The organism is Stenotrophomonas terrae (assembly GCF_039674165.1).
Taxonomy (GTDB): Bacteria; Pseudomonadota; Gammaproteobacteria; order Xanthomonadales; family Xanthomonadaceae; genus Stenotrophomonas; species Stenotrophomonas terrae_A.
This window is the reverse complement of record NZ_JBDJMY010000003.1, coordinates 46,625-68,793: the sequence shown is the minus strand read 5'-3', so window position 1 is coordinate 68,793 and position 22,169 is coordinate 46,625. Positions and strand designations below refer to the sequence as shown.

Genomic DNA, 22,169 nt, shown 5'->3' with positions numbered 1-22,169 from the left:
ATGGTTTCGCGCCGCCAGAACAAGAATCCCCATGCCGAGGCCGAGCAGTTCCGCCGCCGCGCCGCGATCGGCTTCCTCGGCGTGTTGCTGTGCCTGGGTTTTCTGGGTGCCTGGTATTTCAAGCTGCAGGTGCTGGACCACGACATCTACGCCACCCGCTCCGAAGCCAACCGCATCAAGGCGCGGCCGGTGGTGCCCGGGCGCGGGCTGATCTACGACCGCAACGGCCGCCTGCTGGCCGAGAACGTGCCGGCCTTCCGTCTGGATGTCACCGCCGACAAGGTCCAGGACATGAACGCCACCCTGGCCGGCCTGCAGAAGATCTTCTCGCTCAGCGAGGAAGACATCGAGCGCTTCAAGCAGTCGCGCAAGGCGCGCCGTGGCTTCATGCCGGTGACGCTGAAACTGCGGGTCAGCGACGACGAGATGGCGCGATTCGCGGTGGACCGCTGGCGCTACCCGGGCGTCGAGCTGGAACCGTATCTGACCCGCCGTTACCCCTACGGCGATCTGTTCGGCCACATCATCGGCTACGTCGGCCGGGTCGATGACAAGGACCTGGAAGAACTGGGCGAGGGCAATGCGGCGCTGACCCACATCGGCAAGTCGGGGTTGGAGCGTTTCTACGAAACCCAGCTGCGCGGCAAGATCGGCTATGAGCAGGTCGAGACCAATGTGCAGGGCCGTGCCATCCGTACCATCGGCCGGGTGCCGGCGCAGTCGGGCACCGACCTGCGCCTGTCCATCGATGCCGACCTGCAACGGGCGATGGTGGCGGCTTTCGGTGAGCAGGAGGGTTCGGCGGTGGCGATTGATCCGCGCACCGGTGAGGTGCTGGCGATGGTCAGCCTGCCGTCCTACGACCCCAACCTGTTCGTCAACGGCATCTCCCACGCCGATTTCAAGGCACTCAACGAGAACCCCTCGCGGCCGCAGTTCAACCGGCTGGTGCTGGGCGGCGTGGCGCCCGGTTCGACGGTGAAGCCCTTCCTTGGCCTGGCTGGCCTGGATAGCGGCCTGCGCCGTCCCGAAGACAAGATCCTGTCGCGCGGCATGTTCTACCTGCCCGGCGTCAGCCGTGGCTGGGGTGATGCCAACCGTGGCGGCCATGGCTGGACCGATCTGCGCAAATCGATCACCCAGTCGGTCAATACCTATTACTACCAGCTCGGTATCGACATGGGCATCGAGCGCTATGACGACTACATGGGCAACCGCTACGGGTTTGGCCACCCGACCGGCATCGATCTGGCAGGCGAGATCGGCGGCATCCTGCCGTCACCCGCAGCCAAGCTCAAAGCCAACAAGGAGCGCTGGTATCCGGGTGACACGGTCAATGCCAGCATCGGCCAGGGCCTGTGGAAGGTGACGCCGCTGCAGCTGGTTCGTGGTGTTGGCGGCCTGGCTACCGGGCAGCTGCGTACGCCGCATCTGGTGATGGAACAGCGTGCCGGTTTCGATCACGACTGGATGCCCACCCAGCAGCCGGCGAGCCGTCCGATCAGCCCCAATCCGGGCAATCTGCAGGCGGTACGCGAGGGCATGATGGGCACCATGCAGCCCGGCGGCAGTGGTTGGCGGTCCGCTGCCGGTGCGCAGTACCGCATGGCTGGCAAAACCGGTACCGCGCAGGTCATCAGCCGCAAGGGCACGGCGGCATTGAATCCGCGCAGCCTGCCGATGCACCTGCGCCATCGCGCGCTGTTTGTTGGTTTCGCCCCGGCCGAAGAGCCGGTGATCGCCATTGCCATCGCCGTGGAAGGCGGCGGCTATGGTGGTTCGGCGGCCGCCCCGATCGCGCGCAAGGTGTTTGATGCCTGGCTGCTCGGCGTAATGCCCGAAGGCCTGCAGCCGCTGGATGCCGAGCGCGGCACGGTGGCGGTGGGCGTGGCGACGTTTGATACCGAAGATGCCAGCTGGCGTGCGCGCGGCGAGCAGGTTGCGCCACAGTTCGCCGATCTGCCGGTGATGGTCGGCACGCCCGCGCCGCTGCCAGGCGCACCCACACCGCCTGCGCCCGATGCGCTGCCTGCGACGGCCCCGGCCGGCGCCCGCGCACAGACGCCGGCAGCCACGCCAAGCGAGGTGCGTCGATGAGGGATTTCCTGCGCTGGGCCCTGGAAATGGGCCAGCGGCTCAGCCGCGGCCTGGATTGGCCGCTGCTGTTTGCCTTGCTCGCCTTGATGGCGATTGGCCTGTCGGTGCTGGACAGCGCCGGTGGCAGTGGCCTGGTGATGGCGCAGGGCGCACGTTTTGCGGTGGGCCTGGTGGCGATGTGGGCGATTGCGCGGGTGTCGATCCTGCGCATCCGCGCCTGGACGCCGATGGTCTATGCCATCTCCATGCTGCCGCTGCTGGCGGTGTTCGTGCTGGGCACCGGCAAGTACGGGCGGCAATGGTTGAACCTGGGCCTGTTCTACCTGCAGCCAGCCGAGCTGCTGAAAGTCAGCCTGCCGATGATGGTGGCCTGGTACCTCAACCGCATGCCCTTGCCGCCGCGCATTCCCGTGGTGCTGGTGGCGGCGGTGATCATTGGTGTGCCGACCGGTCTGGTGATGTTGCAGCCCGACTTCGGCACCGGCGTGCTGATCGCCGCCAGCGGTGCTTTCGTCCTGCTGCTGGCCGGCCTGCCATGGTGGTGGGTGGGCGTGGGCGTGGGCGGCGTTGCCGCCGCCGCGCCGGTGGCCTGGTTCTGGTTGCTGCGGCCCTATCAGAAGGACCGCATCATGATGTTCATGGACCCGGAGAGCGATGCGCTGGGCGCCGGTTGGAACATCATCCAGTCCAAGATTGCCATTGGCTCGGGCGGCTTCACCGGCAAGGGCTGGGGGCTGGGCTCGCAATCGCACCTCAATTTCATCCCGGAGCAGACCACCGACTTTGCGTTCTCCGTGCTCAGCGAGGAATACGGCTGGGTCGGGGTGGCGGTGGTGCTGGCGCTGTACCTGTTTGTGATCGGCCGCTGCCTGTGGATTGCGGTGGATTCGCGCGACACCTATTCGCGGCTGCTGGCCGGCGCTACCGGGCTGGCGTTCTTCGTCTACATCCTGGTCAACGGCGGCATGATCTCCGGGCTGTTGCCGGTGGTGGGCGTGCCGATGCCCTTGATCAGCTATGGCGGCACCTCGGCGGTATCACTGCTGGCCGGTTTCGGCCTGGTGATGGCGGTACGCGCGCACCGCCCGGTGCACGGCGGCTAGCGCAACGCTGTTGCGCGCATTGCAGATTCATCTCATGCAATGTTGCGAGCTTTGATCCAGATCAAACACCTGCCTTCACCAAACCTTCACACTACACCCCGTCACCGGCGCGCTACCGCGCTGTGGCAGCCAGCTTGCCGTATGGGGCAGCTGGCAGGTCGGCAACTGGCGGAATGACGGGGGGAGCCGTCGTTCCGGTTCCTCCAGCGGCTGACGCGAGCGCCGGTCATCTCAGCGGGATGGGGAGATGACCGGCGCTCCTTTTTTTCAAGCTGACATGCAGGGCCCCAGCTGCTGTCTCCCCTTGCCTGTTCCCTTGCCGACGGCGGGGCGTCGCCTATTCATCGTAGTGGCCGAATGTGCAGGCATTCGAGCGTGCTGGGCGAGGTGTATTTTTTGCTTCAATCTTGTTGTGTTTCATGGTGTTATTGCGGGAAATTCATCTTTGACCTGCTAATCTCGCCCGATGATTAGACGCGCCTTGGTTTGTTGCCTCACCCTCGGCATGGTTGCCTGCGCAACCCAGCCGAAGTCTCCTGCACCTCTGCCGGCCCCGGCGGAAAGCCCGGTCAAGCCCAGTGCTGGCCCGGCCGAAGCCGTACCCGAGGCCAAGACCGCGCTGCCGCCGGTCGACCTGACCCCGGTGCCGTTCGAAACCGCCCGCGCCAATTTCGTGCGTGATACGGCGGCCAGGTACCGGATCGACCCGGCCACTATCGAAGCAACGCTGGCCCAGGCGCAGATCCGCGAGCCGATCATCGCGGCGATGTCGCGCCCGGCCGAGCGGGTCAAGCCGTGGAATGAATACCGGCCGATGTTCATCACCCAGGCGCGCATCGATGGCGGCCGTGCCTTCCTGGCGCAGCATCGCGACGAGCTGATGCGCGTGCAGGAACGTACCGGCGTGCCGGCTGAAGTGATCGTCTCCATCATTGGTGTGGAAACCAGCTACGGCCGCAATGCCGGCAACCACCGCGTGCTGGATGCGCTGTACACGCTGGCCTTCAAATACCCGCGTACCGGCGACCCGGCCAAGCTCGAGCGCGAAGTGCGCCGCGAGCTGTTCTTCCGCGATGAGCTGGCCAAGCTGTTCGAGCTGAGCGCGCTGGAAAAACTCGATATCACCACGCTCAAGGGCAGCTATGCCGGCGCGATGGGCATGGGCCAGTTCATGCCGTCCAGCTATCTGGATTACGCGGTGGACGGCAATGGTGACGGTCGCCGCGACCTGTTCAACAGCTATGACGATGTGTTCTCGTCCATCGCCAATTACTTCGTCAAGAAGGGCGGCTGGATCCGCGGTGGCACCGTTGCGGTGCCGGCCACGCTGCAGGCCGGTTTCGAGGAGTTCAATCCCACCGACTGGACCCCGACCTACACGGTCACCGAGCTGGCCGCACGCGGCTATCAGCCGGTCACCCCCGTGCGCGCGGTCAACGCCAAGGCCACCCCGGTGACCCTGGAGGGCAGCGACGGCAAGCAGTACTGGCTGGGCTTCCAGAACTACTACGCAATCACCCGTTACAACATCTCCAAAATGTACGCGATGGCCGTATTCCAGCTGTCCCAGGCCATCGCCGGCAAGGAGCTTCCCCCGGCATGAACATCAAGTGGCTGGTCCCTGCGTTCATAGTGCTCGGGCTGGCTGCCTGCAGCAGCGCCCCCAAGAAGTCGGCTCATGGCTCGACCGGTGCGACCACATCGCCGCGACCGGCGACGGTGGTGCACGGCCAGGGCAATGCACGTGGTGAGTGCCCGGAAGGTTCGCCTTATGCCAAGGCGCAGGAAGACCTGTCCACCCGCGGCAACTACACCGCCGGCGGCTTGTACAAACCCGGGGTGAATGACACCACGCCCACCTACGTACCCAATGTGAACTGCATCCCCGAGCCGCTGGTGACCAACGAGGCGCGCTCGGCGGTCGGCAACAGATCGCCGTATACGGTGCTGGGTAAGCAATACCAGATCATGGACCGTGTCGACAACTACGTGGAGCAGGGCACCGCCTCGTATTACGGGCAGAAGTTCCACGGCCGGCTCACTTCCAATCGTGAGGTGTACGACATGTATGCCTTCACCGCCGCGCACAAGACCTTGCCGCTGCCCAGCTTCGCGCGGGTGACCAACCTGGACAATGGCGAGTCGGTGATCGTGCGGGTCAATGACCGCGGCCCGTTCCACGACGGCCGTGTGATCGATCTCAGCTATGCCGCTGCGGTGCGGTTGGGCATCACCCAGCGCGGTACCGGGCGGGTGGAAGTGCACGGCCTCACCCCCGGCAGCGAGAACCTGCGGGCGTCCGCCGACAGCCGCCGTGCTCGACGCGAACGTGCTGCCAGCGCTGTTGCTGCAGCAGTGCCGGCGGCGCCCAGTCGCATGGACCAGCTGGTCGAGAAGCTGCCTGCCGCCCCGGTACGCCCGGTGGCCGGCAATGCCGACCATTTCGAAACCTGGATGAAGGACAACGGCGTGCGTGTCGCGACCGGTCGCCCGGCCACGACCACTGCTGCCGGCCCAGCGCCAGCACCGGTGAGCATGCAGGCGCTGCCGGCTGCCTCGGAGCTGTTGCAGTTCACCCCGCCCACGGCTTCGGCTGCGGCCGCAGCGGCGAGGGCTGCCGCCGGCCCGCCGCCGAAAACCGTTCCGGCTGACCCGGCGGCGCGCGCGCTGGGCTCGATTCTGCTGCAGGTGGCCAGTTTCTCCAGCCGTGACAATGCCGCCCGCGCCTTGGGCCAGCTGTCGTCGGCGGGGATCGTTGGTGCCAGCCTCAGTGACATCGTCAGTGGTGGGCGTACCTTGTGGCGCCTGCGGGTACCGGCAAGCGACAACAGCAGTGCCACGGAACTTGCCGGACGCATTGCCGGTCTGGGATTTGGCCTGCCGCAAGTGGTTCGCGATTAACCGCAGCCATACCGGGGTGCCGCCGCCTGGCTGGCGTCGCCCTACAATGACCTCCCGAATTTTTCTTCCTCGTCCATCAGGAACCGTTTTCCGATGAAATTCCGTTTTGCCGCCGCCGCTCTGGCCACCACGCTCGCCGTGGGTCTGGCCTCCGCCCAGACGCCCACCCCAACGCCGATGCCCACCCCGGCCGCTGCTGCCGCTCCGGCCCAGGTGGCTACGCCGCCGGCACCGGTTCCGACCACGGCCACCGCATGGGTGCTGATGGATTACGCCACCGGCCAGGTGCTGGCCGGCGAGAACATCCATGCGCCGCTGCCGCCGGCAAGCATCACCAAGGTGATGACTTCCTATGTGCTGGCTGCGGAAATGAAGAGTGGCAAGATCAAGCCTGATGACCAGGTGATGATGAGCGAGCGCGCCTGGCGCGAAGGCGGCGCAGGCACCGACGGCAGCTACAGCGGCTTCCCGGTCAACCAGACTGCACGTCTGGAAGACATGGAAAAGGGCATGGCGATCCAGTCCGGCAACGACGCAGCCATTGCGCTGGCCGAGCATGCAGCCGGCAGCCAGGAAGCATTCGCCGCGCTGATGAACAGCTACGCGGCCAAGATTGGCATGAAGGATTCGCACTTCGTCAACGCGCACGGTCTGAATGCCGAGGGCCACCAGTCCAGCGCCTACGATCTGGCGCTGCTGGGCCGCGCGTTCGTGCGCGATTACCCGGAAACCTACGCGTACAACAAGATCAAGGAATTCACGGTAGGCAAGATCACCCAGCCGAACCGCAACCTGCTGTTGTGGCGCGACCAGAGCGTTGACGGCATCAAGACCGGTCATACCTCGGCTGCTGGCTACTGCCTGCTGAGCTCGGCGCAGCGCGGTGATCAGCGTCTGGTGGCGGTGCTGATGGGGGGCGCTTCCGAGAAGCAGCGCGCCAATGACAGCCTGGCCTTGTTGAACTGGGGTTTCCGTTTCTTCGAAACCCATCGCATGTACGAGCCGGGCAAGGCGGTGACCACGCAGCATGTGTGGAAGGGCGCGGCCGATGAGGTGCAGCTGGGTGTGGCGCAGCCGATGCTGGTAAGCGTGCCGCGCGGTCGTTACAACGATCTGAAGCCGTCGATGGACGTGCCGAAGGAGTTGGTGGCACCGATTGCAGCTGGTCAGCAGATTGGTACGGTCAAGGTGTCGCTGGACGGCAAGGTAGTTGCGGAGGCGCCGCTGGTGGCTGTGCAGGCGGTGGAAGAGGGTGGTTTCTTCAAGCGTCTGTGGGACGGTTTCATGATGTGGTGGAAGTCCGAATAAGGGCTTTCACAGGCTGAAAGGCCGAGCGGCGTTGCGGTGTTCTGTCGACTGGGGTTCGGGTCGAAGGGATGCGGTGACGCCGCTTTTGTTTTGTCTGCTGAGTGACGCCGCGCCGGCCGCTCAGCTCCCTCCCTTTGCCGAAGGCAAGGGGAGGGTTGGGGAGGGGTGCTCTGGCTCTGGCTTTGGCTTTGGCTTTGGCTTTGATTTTTGCTGTTGCTGTTGCTGTTGCTCTGGCTTTTGACTTGTTGGGCCCCTTCCGAAGCGACGGAGCTGACGGATAGGACCCCGCAGGGGCGGCGCACATGGATGTGCGTCGTTTTTCGACGAGACAAGGATGTCTCGTCGAAAAATCCCGGCAGCGGAGTGGACCTGGAGCGCGCAGCGCGGAGGGCGCGTAGGCAGGGTGTGCTTGACCAGCCATTCGGCTGTTGAAGAGCTCTTCTTTTGGTTATCTTTTCTTTGCACAAGCAAAGAAAAGTAACTCGCTCCCCGAAGGGGAGAGAAAGCTCTTGTTGTTGCCCTTGCCCTTGCCCTTGCCCTCGCTATTGCTTTAGCCGCAGCTGCAGTCGCGATCAAGATCAAGATCAAGGGCTTTCGCCCGCCTACCGCGCGCGAGCACACCTTTCTTTGCTTGTGCAAAGAAAGGTGGCCCAAAGAAAGCACACCCTGCCTCCGCGCCCACGCCGCTGCGCGGCGCGGGTCCACTCCGCTGGCAGGATTTTTCGACGATACATCCTTGTATCGTCGAAAAACGACGCACATCCGTGTGCGTCGCCCCGTGCGGGGTCTTGTCTGCCAGCTCCGTCGCTGCGGAAGGGGACCCGGTACGTCAAAAGCTGGAGAGCAGAAGCCGAAGCCGAAGCCGAAGCAAAAGCCGAAGCCGAAGCCAAAGCGCCCTCACCCCAACCCCTCTCCCGTAAACGGGAGAGGGGTTAATGCACTGGCCGCCGACGTAATGCGAGCCCCTCTCCCGTTTACGGGAGAGGGGTTGGGGTGAGGGCGCTTTGGCTTGCGCTCTCAACGTGCTCACCCGTGCATGGCAACGCCATTACGATCAAAGCGTGCGGCTGATGGTGAAGCTGCCGAATACCGGTGTTTCCTTCTGTCCGTCGAACTCGCGGCTGCGGTGGTAGCGGGCCAGGGCGAATTTCCATTTGCCTCGCATCACTGCCACGCCATAGCCGATGTCGCCGACGAATGAACGCTTGTCCACGCTGTGACTGTTGCGGAAGGTGTTGCCGTCCAAGGTGATGTCACGCACTACCCAGCGTGCGTCGCTGGTCACGAATACATGGCTGGACCAGCCTTCTGCGCGGCCGCGACGGGTAGGGGCGGTGTTTTCGCCGGCCGGCCGCATCGGTGAACTGCCGAAATCATCTGGCAGCTTCCAGCCAAAACGTACTTCGCCACCCGCATTGGCATAGGTGGCCAGATTGCCGATGGCGCCGCCCCAATGACTGATCGCATCCCAGCCCCAACCGCTGCTGTTGGCTTCGGCGGGCCAGCGCTGCATGCGCTCATGCAACAGTTTGAACACCGGTTCGTCGTGCAGCTGGTTGCGCCAGCCCATGAACTTGTCATCACCCAGTGCGTCGTGGACGGCGTCCTGCACCTGCTTGCCCTGGGCCGAGGGGCCAATCATGCCCACCGCCAGTTGTGTGGTGCGCAGGTGATCTTCGTTGCGCGCGTTGTAGCCAAAGTTGACCATCAACGCGGCCGCATAGGGGCGGTCGTCCTTGATCAGCTCGCTGCGGGTGTTGTCGGTAGGCGTGTACAGCCCCTGGCCGAAGCTGAAAATCATGTTCTGCTGCTGGAATTCGCCCGGATGCAGGCGTTCCAGATGACGGTTCATCCATCGTGCCAGGCGTGGCAGGCAGGGGTCGTCGGTGTAGTCCTGCAGGTTGGGTGATACCAGCGTCAACATCGCGCCGTTGGTGTAGCCCTGGTCCTGCTGTGCGCCGCCCAGCATGTCATTGTCGATGCGGATATTGATTGCCGGTGGGTGATCACGCAAGGCACTTTGTGCGCACTGTTCCGTCGCAAATGCAGGTATGGAACCTACTCCTCCTGCCATCAACAACAGCAGTCCGACACCGGATTTCATGACCAAGCCTCAATGCCAGCTAATTTGGCATGCAGCTTAGTAGCGGGTTGTTGGCAGGCATATCGCTACCGAACGGACAGATTGTTGTAAGTGAGGCGGTGGATTTTTTTTCGCAGGTGCGCACTGAGCAAACGTAAGAGTGGTGACGAACCTACTCGGACACTTGCAAGCGCTATGCATCAGTAGCTAGGCTTGCGTATTCAGGAGTGTGATTACTGCGTGAATTGCTGTGCTTTTCATTGCGCGGCGCACTCGTCATCAGCAACACCGCTACCAGCACGGAAGCGATACAGGGGAAAAACATGAAGTACTTGATCCGTCGGCCCGAGCTTTGGGCCGCAGGCGCGTTGGCCATTGCATCAGCAGCCTATAGCGCGCCCAGCCACGCCTTCATCAGCAGCATGTTCGGCAATTGCCAGGTCAATGCCGGTTCGCTGCGCATTGTTGAACCCGACGATGGTCTCGGCGCATGGGCAACATACGGTCTGCCGGCACCCACACGCATGCTGCGTGTATTGGTCAATGACTCCAAGTGCTTCACCGTACTCGATCGTGGTGTCGGTTTTGCCGCCGCACAGGCCGAGCGTGAGTTGGCATCCGGTGGCCATCTGCAGGAAGGCCAGAACATCGGTGCCGGGCAGATGCGCGGTGCTGATTTCGTGCTGATTCCCGATATCGTCTCGCAGAACCCGAATGCCGGTGGCATGAACATCGGTGGCAGCGCTTCGAGTGGCGGATCCAAGCGCGGCTTGATGGGCGGAATGCTCAACATCGCCACCCTGGGTATATCGGGCAAGTTGTCCACCCAGAAGCAGACCGCCGAAGTGGTACTGACGCTGGTGAACGTGCGTACTTCCGAACAGCTGATCAGCGTCAGCGGTGAAGCCAAGATCACCGACAAGGCGTGGGCTGCGGCAGTGGCCGCTTCCAATGTGCAGGGCGCGGCCCGGGCGAATGTTGGCAGCTGGGAGAACACCGAGATCGGCAAGGTGATCAAGGAGGCCTACGAGGAAGCGTTCTCGCGCATGGTCACCCAGATCAATCGCCGCAAGCATGAAATCCAGGGGCAGCCGGCCTCGTTGATGGCCGCAACGCAGCAGGCGGCACTCCAACACGTTGCGCCGGTACAGGCCGCGCTGCAGCAGGTCGCGCCGGTACAGGCAGCGCTGCAGCAGGTTGCACCAGTACAGGCGGCACTGCGGCAGGCTGCACCGGTGCAGTCCGCACTGCAGGAGATTGCGCCTTCGCTGGTGGCGCCGGTGGTGCAGGCAGCACTGGTAGCCGCCGCGCCGGTGGTGGCGACTGGTGTGGAAACTGCGGTTGCTGCCGCTGAGCCGGGAGCCGCCGTGCAGCAGTTGGCCAGCGGTGGAACCCTGGTCCTGCGGCGCATGGCGCGGCTGCTGTCCGGCGCCAGCAACCAGGCCGCGGTGGTGGCTGAGTTGAAGGCCGGCATGCTGTTGTTCCCCACCGGCAGCGCCGAGGGCAGCATGCTCAGCGTCGAGGACGAGATGGGCAACAAGGGCTGGGTGCCGGCGGCGGCGGTGGAAACCGCGCAGTAAGCGCCGCGCGAAGGGTCGCAGGGGAGCCCTGCGGCCCTTTCGGGACAGTTCTGGGTGCCCGAGGAGCGGTGTTTGGCCCCCATAAAGGAACCGGCTCACAAAAACGCCATTTATCCTGACGCCTGTCTGGGTTAGGATTCCGGCGGACCGGACCGTGCTCGTCTGCTAGGTAACATCAGGGACAGAGTCTTACCGCAAGGTCTCTAAGCCAATGGAACGCACCTCGTAAGGTGCAGGTTAATGGGGAAGCATCAGATGCGTAACGTTTTTTCGCCGCTCACTGCAGCGGTCATTACTCTGGGTATTGCTGCGGCTGTCAGCAGCCAGCCGGCCCAGGCAGCATTCAAGGCCAAGGGCACCCAGGCGCAGGAACAGCGCCAACAGGCTGCCGCACAGATTCCAACCTGTCAGCGCCCGATCGGCACCTTGTCGGTGATCGAGCCGGAAGACTCCACCAACTGGTGGACCGGTCAGCAGTTGCCGGCGCCGTCGCGCCTGATCAAGGCCTTCGTCAACCGTTCGCGTTGTTTCACCCTGGTGGACCGTGGCGCCGGCATGGCGGCGGGCCAGTTCGAGCGTGAGCTGGCGGCCAGTGGCGACCTGCGTGGTCGTTCCAACGTCGGTAAGGGCCAGATCAAGGCCGCTGACTACGTGATGATTCCGGATCTGGTCTCGCAGAACAGCAATGCCGGTGGCAATGCCATTGGTGGCCTGCTGGGTGGCCTGATCGGTGGCCGCGCCGGTGCATTGGTGGGTGGCCTGAACTTCACCAGCAAGACCGCCGACGTGGTGCTGACTGTGACCGACGTGCGTTCGTCGGAGCAGGTAGCCATCTCCGAAGGTTCGGCGCGCAAGAGCGACATGGGCTTCGGTGCCGGCGGCGGCCTGTTCGGCGGCAGCGGCCTGGGTGCAGCCGGCGTTGGCGGTTATGCCAATACCGAAATCGGCCAGGTCATCACCATGGCCTATCTGCAGGCCTATACCGACATCATCGCCCAGCTCGGCGGCCTGCCGGACAATGCGTCCGCGGCCAATGCGCAGCAGGCAGTGACGGTGACCCGTGCTGGTCGTCTGCTGGCCAACGCCCGCGGCACCGGTGCGCCGGTGCGTACCCTGGACCCGGGCATGATGCTGTACCCGACCGGCACCAAGGAAGGCGTGATGTGGGAAGTCGAGGACGAGCTGGGCAACCGCGGTTGGGTGTCGTCCACCCTGCTGCAGCTGTCCAAGTAAGCCTGGGTTTACCCCACAGAAAGGCCGCGCAAGCGGCCTTTCTGGTTTCTGGAACCGGTAGTGCCGAGCCATGCTCGGCACTACAGGTGGGCTCGCATGGAAGGCTGTAATCCGGGTATGGCCTTGGGTTTGTGGGCGTTCGCCCCGATAATGGCGGCATGGAAATCAAGTCTGACAACCCTGAACACGGCTTCCAGTTCCCCGGCACCTTTGAGCTCAGCGCCATGGGCGCGGCCAACATCGGTCTGGAAGCTGAGCTGCCCAAGTTGCTGCAAGGCGCCGGTATCGAGGTACTGGAAGAGCGCATCAGCTGGAAAGAATCCTCCAACGGCAAGTACGTCTCGGTGCGCATCGCCTTCAAGGCCGACAGCCGCGAGCAGTACGACGCCGCCCACGCCGTGATGCGTGACCACCCGGAAGTGAAGTGGACGCTGTAATCGCATGCGCTGCAGAAACGCCGGCCAGCACCACGCGGCCGGCGCTGCTGCGGGATCTGGGCCGGCAGGGCTATGAACCTGTCTGGCACGCCATGCAGCAGTTCACCGACACCCGTGGTGACGGCACCACCGACGAGCTGTGGGTGGTCGAGCACGACCCGGTATTCACCCTGGGCCAGGCCGGCAAGGATGAGCATGTGCTGGCGCCGGGCGATATCCCGGTGCTGCATGTGGACCGTGGCGGCCAGGTGACCTATCACGGCCCCGGCCAGATCGTGGTTTATCCACTGCTGGACCTGCGCCGGCTCGGCATCGGTGTGCGCGATTACGTGTGCCGCATCGAGCAGGCCATCATCGACACCCTGGACGAATGGAACATCGGCGCTGAACGCCTGGACGGCGCGCCCGGTGTCTACGTGGGCGGCGCCAAGATCGCCGCGCTCGGCATCCGCGTGCGCCGCGGCTGCAGTTTCCACGGTCTGGCGTTCAATGTGTCGCTGGATCTTGAACCCTTCCACCGCATCAACCCCTGCGGCTACGCCGGGATGCAGGTGACCTCGGTGCTAGACTTGGGCGGCCCTTCGGGCATAGAAGCGGTCAAAACCGTGCTGCTGTCCCATCTGGCCCAGCAGTTCGGTCTGGCCTTGCAGCCGACGCCCGAACTGCCCGATCTGACTACGCGGCTCTGAGACCGCTGATAACGCCATGACTGAAACCACCACGCGCTCCATTCCCCTGCAGGTCGTGCAGGGCGACGTCCCGTCCGCGCCGTTGCAGGCCGGTGTCAAACAGCTTGGCGGTGACAAGATCAACCGCTCGCCGGTGCAGTTCGCCGACGCGCCGGTGCTGCGCAAGCCTTCCTGGATCCGCGTACGCATTCCTTCGGGCAATGCCGTGGCCAACCTGAAGGCCAAGCTGCGCGAGAACCGTCTGGTCACGGTGTGCGAAGAAGCCAGCTGCCCGAACATCCACGAATGCTTCGGCCACGGCACCGCCACCTTCATGATCCTGGGCGAAGTCTGCACCCGTCGCTGCTCGTTCTGCGACGTGGCCCACGGCCGGCCCAAGCCGCCGGACGCCAACGAGCCGGCCAGCCTGGGCCAGACCGTGGCCGACATGGGCCTGAAGTACGTGGTGGTGACCAGCGTCGACCGCGATGACCTGCGCGACGGCGGTGCCCAGCACTTCGTCGACTGCATCACCGCCATCCGCGAAAAGTCGCCGAACACCCGCATCGAAGTGCTGACCCCGGACTTCCGTGGCAAGGGCCGCATGGAGCGCGCGCTGGAAATCCTGGCGCAGAACCCGCCGGACGTGTTCAACCACAACATCGAAACCGTGCCGGACCTGTACCGCAACGTACGCCCGGGCGCGGACTACCAGTGGTCGCTGACCCTGTTGAAGAACTTCAAGGCACAGCACCCGGACGTGCCGACCAAGTCCGGCATCATGCTGGGCCTGGGCGAAACCCTCGAACAGGTGCAGGCAACCCTGCGTGACCTGCGCGCGCACGACGTGGAAATGGTGACCATCGGCCAGTACCTGCAGCCGACCGCCCACCACCACCCGGTGCTGCGTTACTGGACGCCGGAGGAATACAAGGCGTTCGAGGATTACGGTTATGAACTGGGCTTCAGCCACGTCGCCTCCGGGCCGATGGTGCGCTCGTCCTATCACGCCGACCAGCAGGCGGCCGGTGCCGGCGTCGGCGCCTGAACCACGCAACAGCATCCCGCTGCGGCGCACTGCCGCAGCCGGGATCGCGTCCCAACCGATAGCCGCAGCGGCGGTGCCTCTGCAGCGATTCACAAACTGCTACGGGCCGGCGGCTACTCTGGCACTGAGCAAGGTGACAAGTGTCGAAACTTTCGGCACTGTCGGCATGTCGTACTTGCCCGCAGTCTCCCCCCAACGTTCGGTGCTACGAGTACTTTGATGAACTACCGAGTTCCCGTTTTCCTGCTGGCTTTCGCGCTGACCGCTCCCGCCGCCCTGCTGGCGCGCGCCGATTCAGCGCTGCCCTCGGCAGCGACAGTCGACCAGGCCACCACCTCCAAGCTGGTGTACGGCCTGCTGTCGGACAGCCGCTATGCCTACCGTCCGCGTCAGCTCGATGCGGCGACCTCGCAGGACGTGTTCAAGCGTTACCTGGAGTCGCTGGACAGCGGCAAGCAGTTCTTCACCAAGGAGGACGTCGATCGTTTCGCGCCCTTGGCGGCACAGACCGGTGAGGCCATCCGTTCGGGCGAACTGGACCCGGCCTACCAGGTGTTCGCGGTGTACCGCCAGCGGGTGGGTGAGCGCGTGGCCTACGCCCGCCGCCTGCTCCGGCAGGAGCCGGATTTCACCATTGAAGAACGCTTCAACTACGACCGCAAGGACGTGCCGTGGGCGACCAACGCCGAACTGGACGATCTGTGGCGCAAGTCGGTCAAGAACGACTGGCTGCGGTTGAAGCTGGCCGGCAAGCCGGCTGCGGATATCCGCAAGACCCTGGACAAGCGTTACGACACCCTGCTCAAGACCATCAACGAGCTCAAGGGCGAGGACGTGTTCTCGTTCTACATGAACGCCTACACCAGCGCCGTTGACCCGCATACCGATTACTTCACCCCGCGCACGGCCGAGAACTTCAACCAGGCCATGTCGCTGTCGCTGGAGGGCATTGGTGCCCAGCTGCAGCGCCAGGACGACATGGTGGTGATCCGTGAGGTGGTGCCCGGTGGTCCGGTGGCGATGGACGGCACGCTCAAGGCCGGCGACCGCATCGTCGGTGTCGGCCAGGGCCGCTCCGGCCCGGTTGAAGACGTGATCGGCTGGCGCATCGACGATGTGGTGGCCAAGATCCGTGGCGCCAAGGACACCCAGGTGCGCCTGGAATACATTCCGGCCGCCGAAGGCGTGGATGGCAAGCACCGCATGCTGACCCTGACCCGGCAGAAGATCCGTCTGTCCGAGCAGGCCGCCAAGGGCGAAACCATGACCATCCCCGGCGCCGCTGGCGCACCGGAACGCCGCATCGGCGTGGTCAAGCTGCCCACCTTCTACCAGGACTTCGAAGGCCGCCGCCGCAACGCCGCCGACTATGCCTCGGCCACCCGCGACGTGGCCAAGCTGCTGGCCGGCTTCAAGGCCGACAAGCTCGACGGCGTGGTGCTGGACCTGCGCAACAACGGTGGTGGCTCGCTGGATGAAGCCATCGAACTGACCGGTCTGTTCATCGAACAGGGCCCGGTGGTGCAGGTGCGTGAATCCGGCGGCCGCGTCACCGTCAACAGCGACCGCAACCCGGCTGTGGCCTGGGACGGCCCGCTGGCAGTGCTGATCAACCGTGGTTCGGCCTCGGCCTCGGAGATTTTCGCTGGCGCCATCCAGGACTACGGTCGTGGCCTGGTAATCGGTGAAACCACCTTCGGCAAGGGCACCGTGCAGAACGTGGTGCCGCTGGACCGTTGGCCGGCCAGCGAGAAAGAGCGCTTTGGCCAGGTCAAGCTGACCATCGCCCAGTTCTTCCGCGTCAGCGGCTCCAGCACCCAGCACAAGGGCGTGGTGCCGGACCTGGCGTTCCCGGCCAGCGTCGACGCCAGCGAGTTTGGCGAGAGCACCTACGACAACGCGCTGCCGTGGACCCGCATCGCCGCCGTGCCGCATACCCAGTACGGCAACTTCGCGCCGATCGTGCCGCGTCTGGAAACCCTGCACGACACCCGCATCCGCGCCGACCGCGAGTTCCAGTGGTGGGAAGAGGACGTGCAGCAGTTCCGCACCGAGGCCGCCAAGAAGTACGTTTCGCTCAACGAAGCCGAACGTCGCGCCGAGCGTGACAAGCAGGAAACGCAGCGCAAGCAGCGTCAGCAGATCCGCAAGGAGCTGGGCCTGCCGCTGGATCCGCTGGCCGAGGACAGCACCGACGACGGCCTGACCGGCAACGAGCGTGACATCGTCAAGGATGCCGCCCGCGAGAAAGCCGCCGAGAAGCGTCCGGACCCGCTGTTGAAGGAGTCGGCTTCGATCCTGGCCGATGCCGTGAACGTGCTGGAAAAAGACCGCCCGCTGTCGGCACAGGTGTTGCCGCAGTCCACCGGTCCCGGCCGCTGGGCCGACTGAGCGGCACTCGCCGCCAGCGCTGCGCACAGCCCAGCTGAGCGCAGCGACAACAGGGATTGCACGCATTCAACGCCGTCAACGTAGCCCTACGTTGGCGGCGTTATGCTGTGGGTCTTCGCTCACTGTGGAGACGCCCATGCGCCGATATCCGCTGCCTGCGTTGGCCGCCATCAGTCTGCTGCTGGCCGGTTGCGGTGGCAAAGCCGCTGACAGCAGCCTGCTGCGTGAGTCATTCGATTCCGGCGATACCTATACGCGCAGCATCGATGCCACCCCGGCGCAGGCCTGCGAGGCCGCGCGCCGCGCCTTGCTCGGTCAGGGCTATGCGATCAGCCGTGCCGACGCAGGCAATGTGGAAGGCAACAAGAACTTCCAGCCCAAGGACGAGGTGCACGAGCAGCTGGTACTGCGCGTGTCGTGTGCCGCGCAGGGCGCCGACAAGGCGCAGGTATTCGTCAGCGCGGTGCAGGACCGCTATGCCCTGAAGAAATCGCCAACCTCGGCCAGTGTAGGCGTCGGCGCGCTGGGCTCGGTATCGCTGCCGTTCGGCAGCAATGATGATTCGCTGGTGCGGGTCGCCAGCCGCACCGTGCAGGACGCGCAGTTCTACCGCAATTTCTTCGGCCGTCTGCAGTACTACGTGGACCAGGCCGCGCCGGCAGCCATGGCGGAACCGGCTCGATGAGGTTTGGCCGGTACGCGGTGCGGCGGGCCAAGCGTTGGGCGGTGCTGGGGGCGGCGTTGATGACAGCCCCGTTGCTGGCCAATGCCGGCTGCAACATGGCGGTGCTGCAACAACTGGGCTGGCAGGTGAGCACGGCAACGCAGCAGGCAGTGCAGATCAGCGCAGGTGATCCCTGCCGGCGTGCGTCACTTGCCGATGCACAGGCGCATGGTGATCTGCGCCTGCAGGTACCCAGCGCTTACAGCGAGGCGCAGCGGGAGCAGCTGGCTGCGCAGGTGTTGCAGCAGCCGGCCAGCATCTGCGCCTATGCGTTCGAGCTGGGCCAGGCCGCGCGCACCGCCAGTACCCGTCTGCAGGACAACCCGGGCTATCGCTTCTCGGCCTTGCAGCTGGGCTGGATCGGGTTCGGTGTGCGCGGCGCGCGCGCGCAGGGCTGGCAGGGTTTCCGCAGCTTTGGCCGTGGCTATGCGCCACATGGATCAAATTCAGTGGCGATGGAGGCGTTCTATTCCGGCCGTGTGCGCTCCGAATGCGGAGTGGGGCGGCAGGTGGCGCAGCTGGCGACGATCCGCGAACTGTTCGGCGATGCGGCCTTCGATACCGCGTTTGTCTCCGGTGAGCTGTCCATCGGCACCTTCCTGAGCCTGCACGACACCCAGAGCATCCTGCTGGGCAGCAGTGCAGGGGAACTGTTTGCCGATGGCAAGGCGGTACGCACCTCGGCGTTGGGCCGGCAGGCATTCATGGGTGTGCCGGGTTACGTGGTGCATGCCTTCGACGCCGCTTATCTGGATGACATCAACAACCAGGCCGAGAACTTCGTCATCACCGATATCAGCGCCGACGCGGCCCAGGCGCTGGCGCAAGTGGGCGGCTTTGCCCACTACGATGCGCTCAACAAACAGTTATGGGAGCTTGCCCAGCAGATGCCGGGGCAGGGCTGGCGGCGTTTCGAACGGCTGCTGTACACGCGCGACCAGGCCCTGCGTGCGGCCTTGCCCGCATCGCAACAGGCGGTGCTGGCGCAGATGGAAGCGGTGCTTGCCGACCCGGTGTATCGCGAACTGATGCTCTACGTGCATCACCAGGGCGTGCGTCCTTTGGGGTATCACATCGTGCGTCTGCTGGACCGCAATCCGCGCACGCCGTTCGTCATCGAACTGGTCCTGCACAACCTGCACACCACTATTTACCAACGCTGGTTGCAGTCCCGTCTACGGGCCTGCACGGCAGCATCTTTACTACCGTCGGAGGAGCTTCAGCATGGAATTGGGAATGATCGGGCTGGGTCGGATGGGCGCCAACATGGCACAACGTCTGCAGCGTGCCGGGATTGCGGTCACCGGCTTTGACCCGGGCGAGCAGGCACGGGCGCAGGTGGCCGAGCACGGCATCGCCACGGTGGACGCCCTGCAGGCGCTGGTGCAGGCCTTGCCGGCGCCGCGCGCGCTGTGGTTGATGGTTCCTTCCAAGGTGGTGGATGCCACCCTGGACAAACTGCTGCCGCTGCTGGCACCGGGTGATGTGGTGATCGACGGCGGCAACTCCTGGTACCGCGAATCGCAGCAGCGCGCCGCGCGTGCTGCCGCCACCGGCGTGGGTTTCGTCGATTGCGGCACCAGCGGCGGGGTATGGGGGCTGCAGGAGGGTTACTGCCTGATGATAGGCGGTGACGCTGCAACGGTTGACCGGCTGGCGCCGCTGTTCAAGGCGCTGGCGCCGGCGGCCGACCGTGGCTGGGCGCATGTTGGCCCGGTGGGTGCGGGCCACTTCAGCAAGATGGTCCACAACGGTATCGAGTACGGAATGATGCAGGCCTATGCCGAAGGCTTCGCGCTGATGGACAAGAAGGCCGAGTTCGATCTGGACCTGGCCCAGGTGGCCGAGGTCTGGCGGCATGGCAGCGTGGTGCGTTCGTGGTTGCTGGACCTCAGTGCCGATGCACTGCAGGGCAATCCTGCGCTGGATGGCATCGCCCCGTATGTGGAGGATTCCGGCGAGGGCCGCTGGACCGTCGCCGAGGCCATCGAGCTGGATGTGCCGGCGCCGGTCATCACCTTGTCGCTGCTGGAACGGCTGCGCTCACGGCAGTCCAATTCATTCAGTGACCGCATGCTGGCGGCGATGCGCAACGAGTTTGGCGGGCATGCAATCAAGCCGGCGGGGGGGGCGGGCTGAGGCGTCACGGCGGGTGCGCGGTGGGTCGCACAGGTCATGTTAATGGGGAGTGCACGGGTACACGTATTCGTGCAATCCTTGGCCGACAGTCAGCGATGCTGTCGTGCTGGTCACGCAGTCATCGATTGACCCCGGGTCGCTCCGTCGACGAACACCGGGCTGCCGCCAAGCGCGGCGGCCCGTCAGCATGCAGGGCAAGGGATGGCAACACGATTGACCGATGATGACTGGAGCCGCTGGCGCTTGCTGGGGCTGGGGCTGGCCGCGTTGTTGATCATCGTGGTGCCGGCCTTGACCCTGCAACGGTTGACCGCCGACAGCGTCAACGCTGCCAACTGGGTGGCACATACCCAGGCGGTGGGCGCGCGCCTGTACAACCTGCAAGCCGACATCCGCGATGTGGAGTCGGCTGCCTTGACCTTGTCCAAGGGCATCAACTCGCAGGCATTGCAGCAACGCCTGCATACCGCCGACAGCATCAGCGACAACCTGCACGAGCTGGCACGGCTGGTCAGTGACAGCCCCGAGCAGCTTGTGCGCATCGGCAAGATGGAGTCGATGCTGGAACGGCGCATGGCCTTGGCCAAGGAGATCGCGGCCAGCACCGACACGCCGCGCCAGCGCGAGCTGATCGAGGAAATGACGTTCCAGTACCCGATCCGGCAACTGGTGCTGGAACTGCAGCAGCACGAGGACGCCTTGCTGGTCGAGCGCGCTGCCGAGGCCCGACGCCAGCAGCGGATGGCATCGATGGTGACCTGGACCGCGTTGGCGGTGCAGTTGCTGCTGCTGGGGCTGGTGTTGTGGCTGTTGCAGCGGCAGATCGGCAGCCGCGCCGATATCGAATTGCGCCTGAGCAAGGCCAGCGCCCGCGCCAGCGCGGTGCTGCAGACCGTGCGTGAGCCGATCGTGCTGCTGGATGGGCAGCTGCGCATCCTGTTGCACAACACCGCCTTCGCGGAAATGTACGGCGTCGAGGAGGCCGATATCAGCCAGCGTCAGTTGCAGGATATCGGCGACGGCGCGTGGGACGACCCACTGGTGCGCCAGCGGCTGGCCGATGTACTGCTGCGTGGGCGCGAACTATGGGATTTCGAGCACCAGCAACGCAGCGTGGATGGCATCAACCGCACCATGCTGATCAATGCCCGGCGCATGGCCTTGCCCGATGCCAGTGATGAAGTGGTGTTGATGACGGTCAGCGACATCACCCTGCAGCGTGCCGTGCAACAGCACGTGGAGGAGCTGAACCGGCAGCTGGAAGGCAAGGTCGAACAGATGGCCGACGTCAACCGCGAGCTGGAAGCCTTCAGCTACTCGGTCTCGCACGACCTGCGCGCGCCGCTGCGCCATGTGGCCGGCTTCTCCGACAAACTGGGGCGGCACCTGGGCGAGGCGGTAGACACCAAGACCCAGCACTATCTGGACGTGATCAGCAGCTCCGCGCAGCTGATGGCGGCCTTGATCGATGACCTGCTGGTCTACTCGCGGCTGGGCCGTGGCGCGATGCGTCTGCAGCGGGTGGACATGCAATCGCTGGTGGCCGATACCCGCGCGCTGCTGGACTCCAACCTCAAGAACGAGGCCGGGGCCGACGGCAAGCTGCGTGAGGTGGAGTGGAAGATAGGCAGGTTGCCGGTGCTGATCGGCGATGAAAACATGTTGCGCCAGGTCTGGTTGAATCTGCTCGGCAATGCGGTCAAGTACACCGCCAGCCGCGACAAGGCGGTCATCGAGGTGTCGGCAAAGCAGCTGCCTGACGGCAGCCACCAGTTCAGTGTCAGCGACAACGGTGCCGGCTTCGACATGCAGTACGCGTCCAAGCTGTTTGGTGTGTTCCAGCGCCTGCACAAGGCGTCCGAATACCCCGGTACCGGTATCGGCCTGGCCAGCGTACGCCGTGTGCTGACCCGCCACGGTGGTCGCATCTGGGCGGACGCACAGGTGGACAAGGGCGCCACCTTCAGCTTCGTTGTTCCTCAAACACCCGAAACATCCAACAAGGACACCGTGGAATGAGTCCCCTGCGCACCATCCTGATTGCCGAAGACAGCCAAGCCGATGCCGAGATGGCGATCGACGCGCTGCGTGATGCACCCCTGGCCAATCCCATCGTGCATGTGGAGGACGGCGTGGAAGCGATGGACTTCCTGCTGCGGCGCGGGGCGTTCGCGCAGCGCGAGGAGGGCTTGCCGGCGGTGCTGCTGCTGGATATCAAGATGCCGCGCATGGACGGCCTGGAAGTACTGCGGCTGATCCGCGCGGATGAAGACCTCAAGCGGCTGCCGGTGGTGATCCTGTCGTCTTCGCGCGAGGAGAGCGACCTGGCCCGCAGCTGGGACCTGGGCGTCAATGCCTATGTGGTCAAGCCGGTCGATCTTGAACAGTTTTTCCAGGCAGTGAAAACGATTGGTACGTTCTGGGCACTGATCAACCAGGCAGCGGACAGCGAGTAAA

At 64.7% G+C, this 22,169-nt stretch carries 17 protein-coding genes; 16 read left to right on the top strand and 1 reads right to left on the bottom strand.

Annotation, left to right across the window (positions count from 1 at the left end):
* The 5 genes from mrdA to ABE493_RS02195 all read left to right on the top strand — a co-directional run bounded on the left by mrdA (position 1) and on the right by ABE493_RS02195 (position 7,409).
* On the top strand, positions 1-2,097 hold the full coding sequence (mrdA, locus tag ABE493_RS02215) for a penicillin-binding protein 2 (RefSeq protein WP_346496851.1): 2,097 nt from the start codon (positions 1-3) through the stop codon (positions 2,095-2,097).
* A complete protein-coding gene (gene rodA, locus ABE493_RS02210) occupies positions 2,094-3,200 on the top strand; it encodes a rod shape-determining protein RodA (protein WP_346496849.1) in 1,107 nt (368 codons plus the stop codon). The genes mrdA and rodA overlap by 4 nt, the downstream gene beginning before the upstream one ends.
* Positions 3,201-3,666: 466 nt before the next feature.
* Positions 3,667-4,803 carry a lytic murein transglycosylase B gene (mltB, locus tag ABE493_RS02205; protein ID WP_346496847.1) on the top strand — a complete coding sequence of 379 codons (1,137 nt, stop codon included), beginning with the start codon at positions 3,667-3,669 and terminating at the stop codon, positions 4,801-4,803.
* The gene (locus ABE493_RS02200; protein WP_346496845.1) at positions 4,800-6,101 is read left to right on the top strand and encodes a septal ring lytic transglycosylase RlpA family protein; all 1,302 of its coding nucleotides are present in this window, start codon (positions 4,800-4,802) and stop codon (positions 6,099-6,101) included. Before mltB ends, ABE493_RS02200 begins: the two co-directional genes overlap by 4 nt.
* Positions 6,102-6,194: 93 nt before the next feature.
* The gene (locus ABE493_RS02195) at positions 6,195-7,409 is read left to right on the top strand and encodes a D-alanyl-D-alanine carboxypeptidase family protein (RefSeq protein WP_346496843.1); all 1,215 of its coding nucleotides are present in this window, start codon (positions 6,195-6,197) and stop codon (positions 7,407-7,409) included.
* 1,054 nt (positions 7,410-8,463) lie between these two features.
* Here ABE493_RS02195 and ABE493_RS02190 read toward each other — a convergent pair.
* Positions 8,464-9,513, bottom strand: coding sequence for a lipid A deacylase LpxR family protein (locus tag ABE493_RS02190; protein ID WP_346496841.1), 1,050 nt, complete (start codon positions 9,511-9,513; stop codon positions 8,464-8,466).
* A 302-nt stretch (positions 9,514-9,815) separates the two neighbouring features.
* Here ABE493_RS02190 and ABE493_RS02185 point away from each other — a divergent pair, with 302 nt between their 5' ends.
* From ABE493_RS02185 to ABE493_RS02135, 11 genes are all read left to right on the top strand, one after another.
* Complete coding sequence (locus tag ABE493_RS02185; RefSeq protein WP_346496839.1) at positions 9,816-11,072, top strand: CsgG/HfaB family protein; 1,257 nt, start codon at positions 9,816-9,818, stop codon at positions 11,070-11,072.
* 255 nt (positions 11,073-11,327) lie between these two features.
* Positions 11,328-12,305, top strand: coding sequence for a CsgG/HfaB family protein (locus tag ABE493_RS02180; protein WP_057627203.1), 978 nt, complete (start codon positions 11,328-11,330; stop codon positions 12,303-12,305).
* Positions 12,306-12,463: 158 nt separating this feature from the next.
* Complete coding sequence (locus tag ABE493_RS02175; protein ID WP_057627155.1) at positions 12,464-12,742, top strand: DUF493 family protein; 279 nt, start codon at positions 12,464-12,466, stop codon at positions 12,740-12,742.
* Positions 12,730-13,431 (top strand): lipoyl(octanoyl) transferase LipB, encoded by a 702-nt coding sequence (gene lipB / locus ABE493_RS02170; RefSeq protein WP_346496837.1) that lies wholly within the window; start codon positions 12,730-12,732, stop codon positions 13,429-13,431. Before ABE493_RS02175 ends, lipB begins: the two co-directional genes overlap by 13 nt.
* A gap of 16 nt (positions 13,432-13,447) precedes the next feature.
* A complete protein-coding gene (gene lipA, locus ABE493_RS02165; RefSeq protein WP_057627157.1) occupies positions 13,448-14,458 on the top strand; it encodes a lipoyl synthase in 1,011 nt (336 codons plus the stop codon).
* A 219-nt stretch (positions 14,459-14,677) separates the two neighbouring features.
* Positions 14,678-16,849 carry a carboxy terminal-processing peptidase gene (locus ABE493_RS02160; RefSeq protein WP_346496834.1) on the top strand — a complete coding sequence of 724 codons (2,172 nt, stop codon included), beginning with the start codon at positions 14,678-14,680 and terminating at the stop codon, positions 16,847-16,849.
* 136 nt (positions 16,850-16,985) lie between these two features.
* The gene (locus ABE493_RS02155) at positions 16,986-17,534 is read left to right on the top strand and encodes a DUF2242 domain-containing protein (RefSeq protein ID WP_346496832.1); all 549 of its coding nucleotides are present in this window, start codon (positions 16,986-16,988) and stop codon (positions 17,532-17,534) included.
* The gene (locus tag ABE493_RS02150) at positions 17,531-18,886 is read left to right on the top strand and encodes a hypothetical protein (protein WP_346496830.1); all 1,356 of its coding nucleotides are present in this window, start codon (positions 17,531-17,533) and stop codon (positions 18,884-18,886) included. Before ABE493_RS02155 ends, ABE493_RS02150 begins: the two co-directional genes overlap by 4 nt.
* Complete coding sequence (gnd, locus tag ABE493_RS02145; RefSeq protein ID WP_346496828.1) at positions 18,798-19,712, top strand: phosphogluconate dehydrogenase (NAD(+)-dependent, decarboxylating); 915 nt, start codon at positions 18,798-18,800, stop codon at positions 19,710-19,712. The genes ABE493_RS02150 and gnd overlap by 89 nt, the downstream gene beginning before the upstream one ends.
* Positions 19,713-19,913: 201 nt before the next feature.
* The gene (locus ABE493_RS02140) at positions 19,914-21,731 is read left to right on the top strand and encodes a sensor histidine kinase (protein WP_346496826.1); all 1,818 of its coding nucleotides are present in this window, start codon (positions 19,914-19,916) and stop codon (positions 21,729-21,731) included.
* On the top strand, positions 21,728-22,168 hold the full coding sequence (locus ABE493_RS02135) for a response regulator (RefSeq protein ID WP_057627162.1): 441 nt from the start codon (positions 21,728-21,730) through the stop codon (positions 22,166-22,168). Before ABE493_RS02140 ends, ABE493_RS02135 begins: the two co-directional genes overlap by 4 nt.
* Position 22,169: the final 1 nt, after the last annotated feature.

What these genes read in the sequence shown, in the direction of transcription:
- lipA (WP_057627157.1), top strand. Translation starts at nt 13,448, where the DNA reads ATGACTGAAACCACCACGCGCTCCATTCCCCTGCAGGTCGTGCAGGGC.
- ABE493_RS02155 (WP_346496832.1), top strand. Translation starts at nt 16,986, where the DNA reads ATGCGCCGATATCCGCTGCCTGCGTTGGCCGCCATCAGTCTGCTGCTG.
- gnd (WP_346496828.1), top strand. Translation starts at nt 18,798, where the DNA reads ATGGAATTGGGAATGATCGGGCTGGGTCGGATGGGCGCCAACATGGCA.
- rodA (WP_346496849.1), top strand. Translation starts at nt 2,094, where the DNA reads ATGAGGGATTTCCTGCGCTGGGCCCTGGAAATGGGCCAGCGGCTCAGC.
- ABE493_RS02150 (WP_346496830.1), top strand. Translation starts at nt 17,531, where the DNA reads ATGAGGTTTGGCCGGTACGCGGTGCGGCGGGCCAAGCGTTGGGCGGTG.
- ABE493_RS02160 (WP_346496834.1), top strand. Translation starts at nt 14,678, where the DNA reads ATGAACTACCGAGTTCCCGTTTTCCTGCTGGCTTTCGCGCTGACCGCT.
- ABE493_RS02175 (WP_057627155.1), top strand. Translation starts at nt 12,464, where the DNA reads ATGGAAATCAAGTCTGACAACCCTGAACACGGCTTCCAGTTCCCCGGC.
- mrdA (WP_346496851.1), top strand. Translation starts at nt 1, where the DNA reads ATGGTTTCGCGCCGCCAGAACAAGAATCCCCATGCCGAGGCCGAGCAG.
- ABE493_RS02190 (WP_346496841.1), bottom strand. Translation starts at nt 9,513, where the DNA reads ATGAAATCCGGTGTCGGACTGCTGTTGTTGATGGCAGGAGGAGTAGGT.
- ABE493_RS02185 (WP_346496839.1), top strand. Translation starts at nt 9,816, where the DNA reads ATGAAGTACTTGATCCGTCGGCCCGAGCTTTGGGCCGCAGGCGCGTTG.
- ABE493_RS02195 (WP_346496843.1), top strand. Translation starts at nt 6,195, where the DNA reads ATGAAATTCCGTTTTGCCGCCGCCGCTCTGGCCACCACGCTCGCCGTG.
- ABE493_RS02200 (WP_346496845.1), top strand. Translation starts at nt 4,800, where the DNA reads ATGAACATCAAGTGGCTGGTCCCTGCGTTCATAGTGCTCGGGCTGGCT.
- mltB (WP_346496847.1), top strand. Translation starts at nt 3,667, where the DNA reads ATGATTAGACGCGCCTTGGTTTGTTGCCTCACCCTCGGCATGGTTGCC.
- ABE493_RS02180 (WP_057627203.1), top strand. Translation starts at nt 11,328, where the DNA reads ATGCGTAACGTTTTTTCGCCGCTCACTGCAGCGGTCATTACTCTGGGT.
- ABE493_RS02135 (WP_057627162.1), top strand. Translation starts at nt 21,728, where the DNA reads ATGAGTCCCCTGCGCACCATCCTGATTGCCGAAGACAGCCAAGCCGAT.
- ABE493_RS02140 (WP_346496826.1), top strand. Translation starts at nt 19,914, where the DNA reads ATGGCAACACGATTGACCGATGATGACTGGAGCCGCTGGCGCTTGCTG.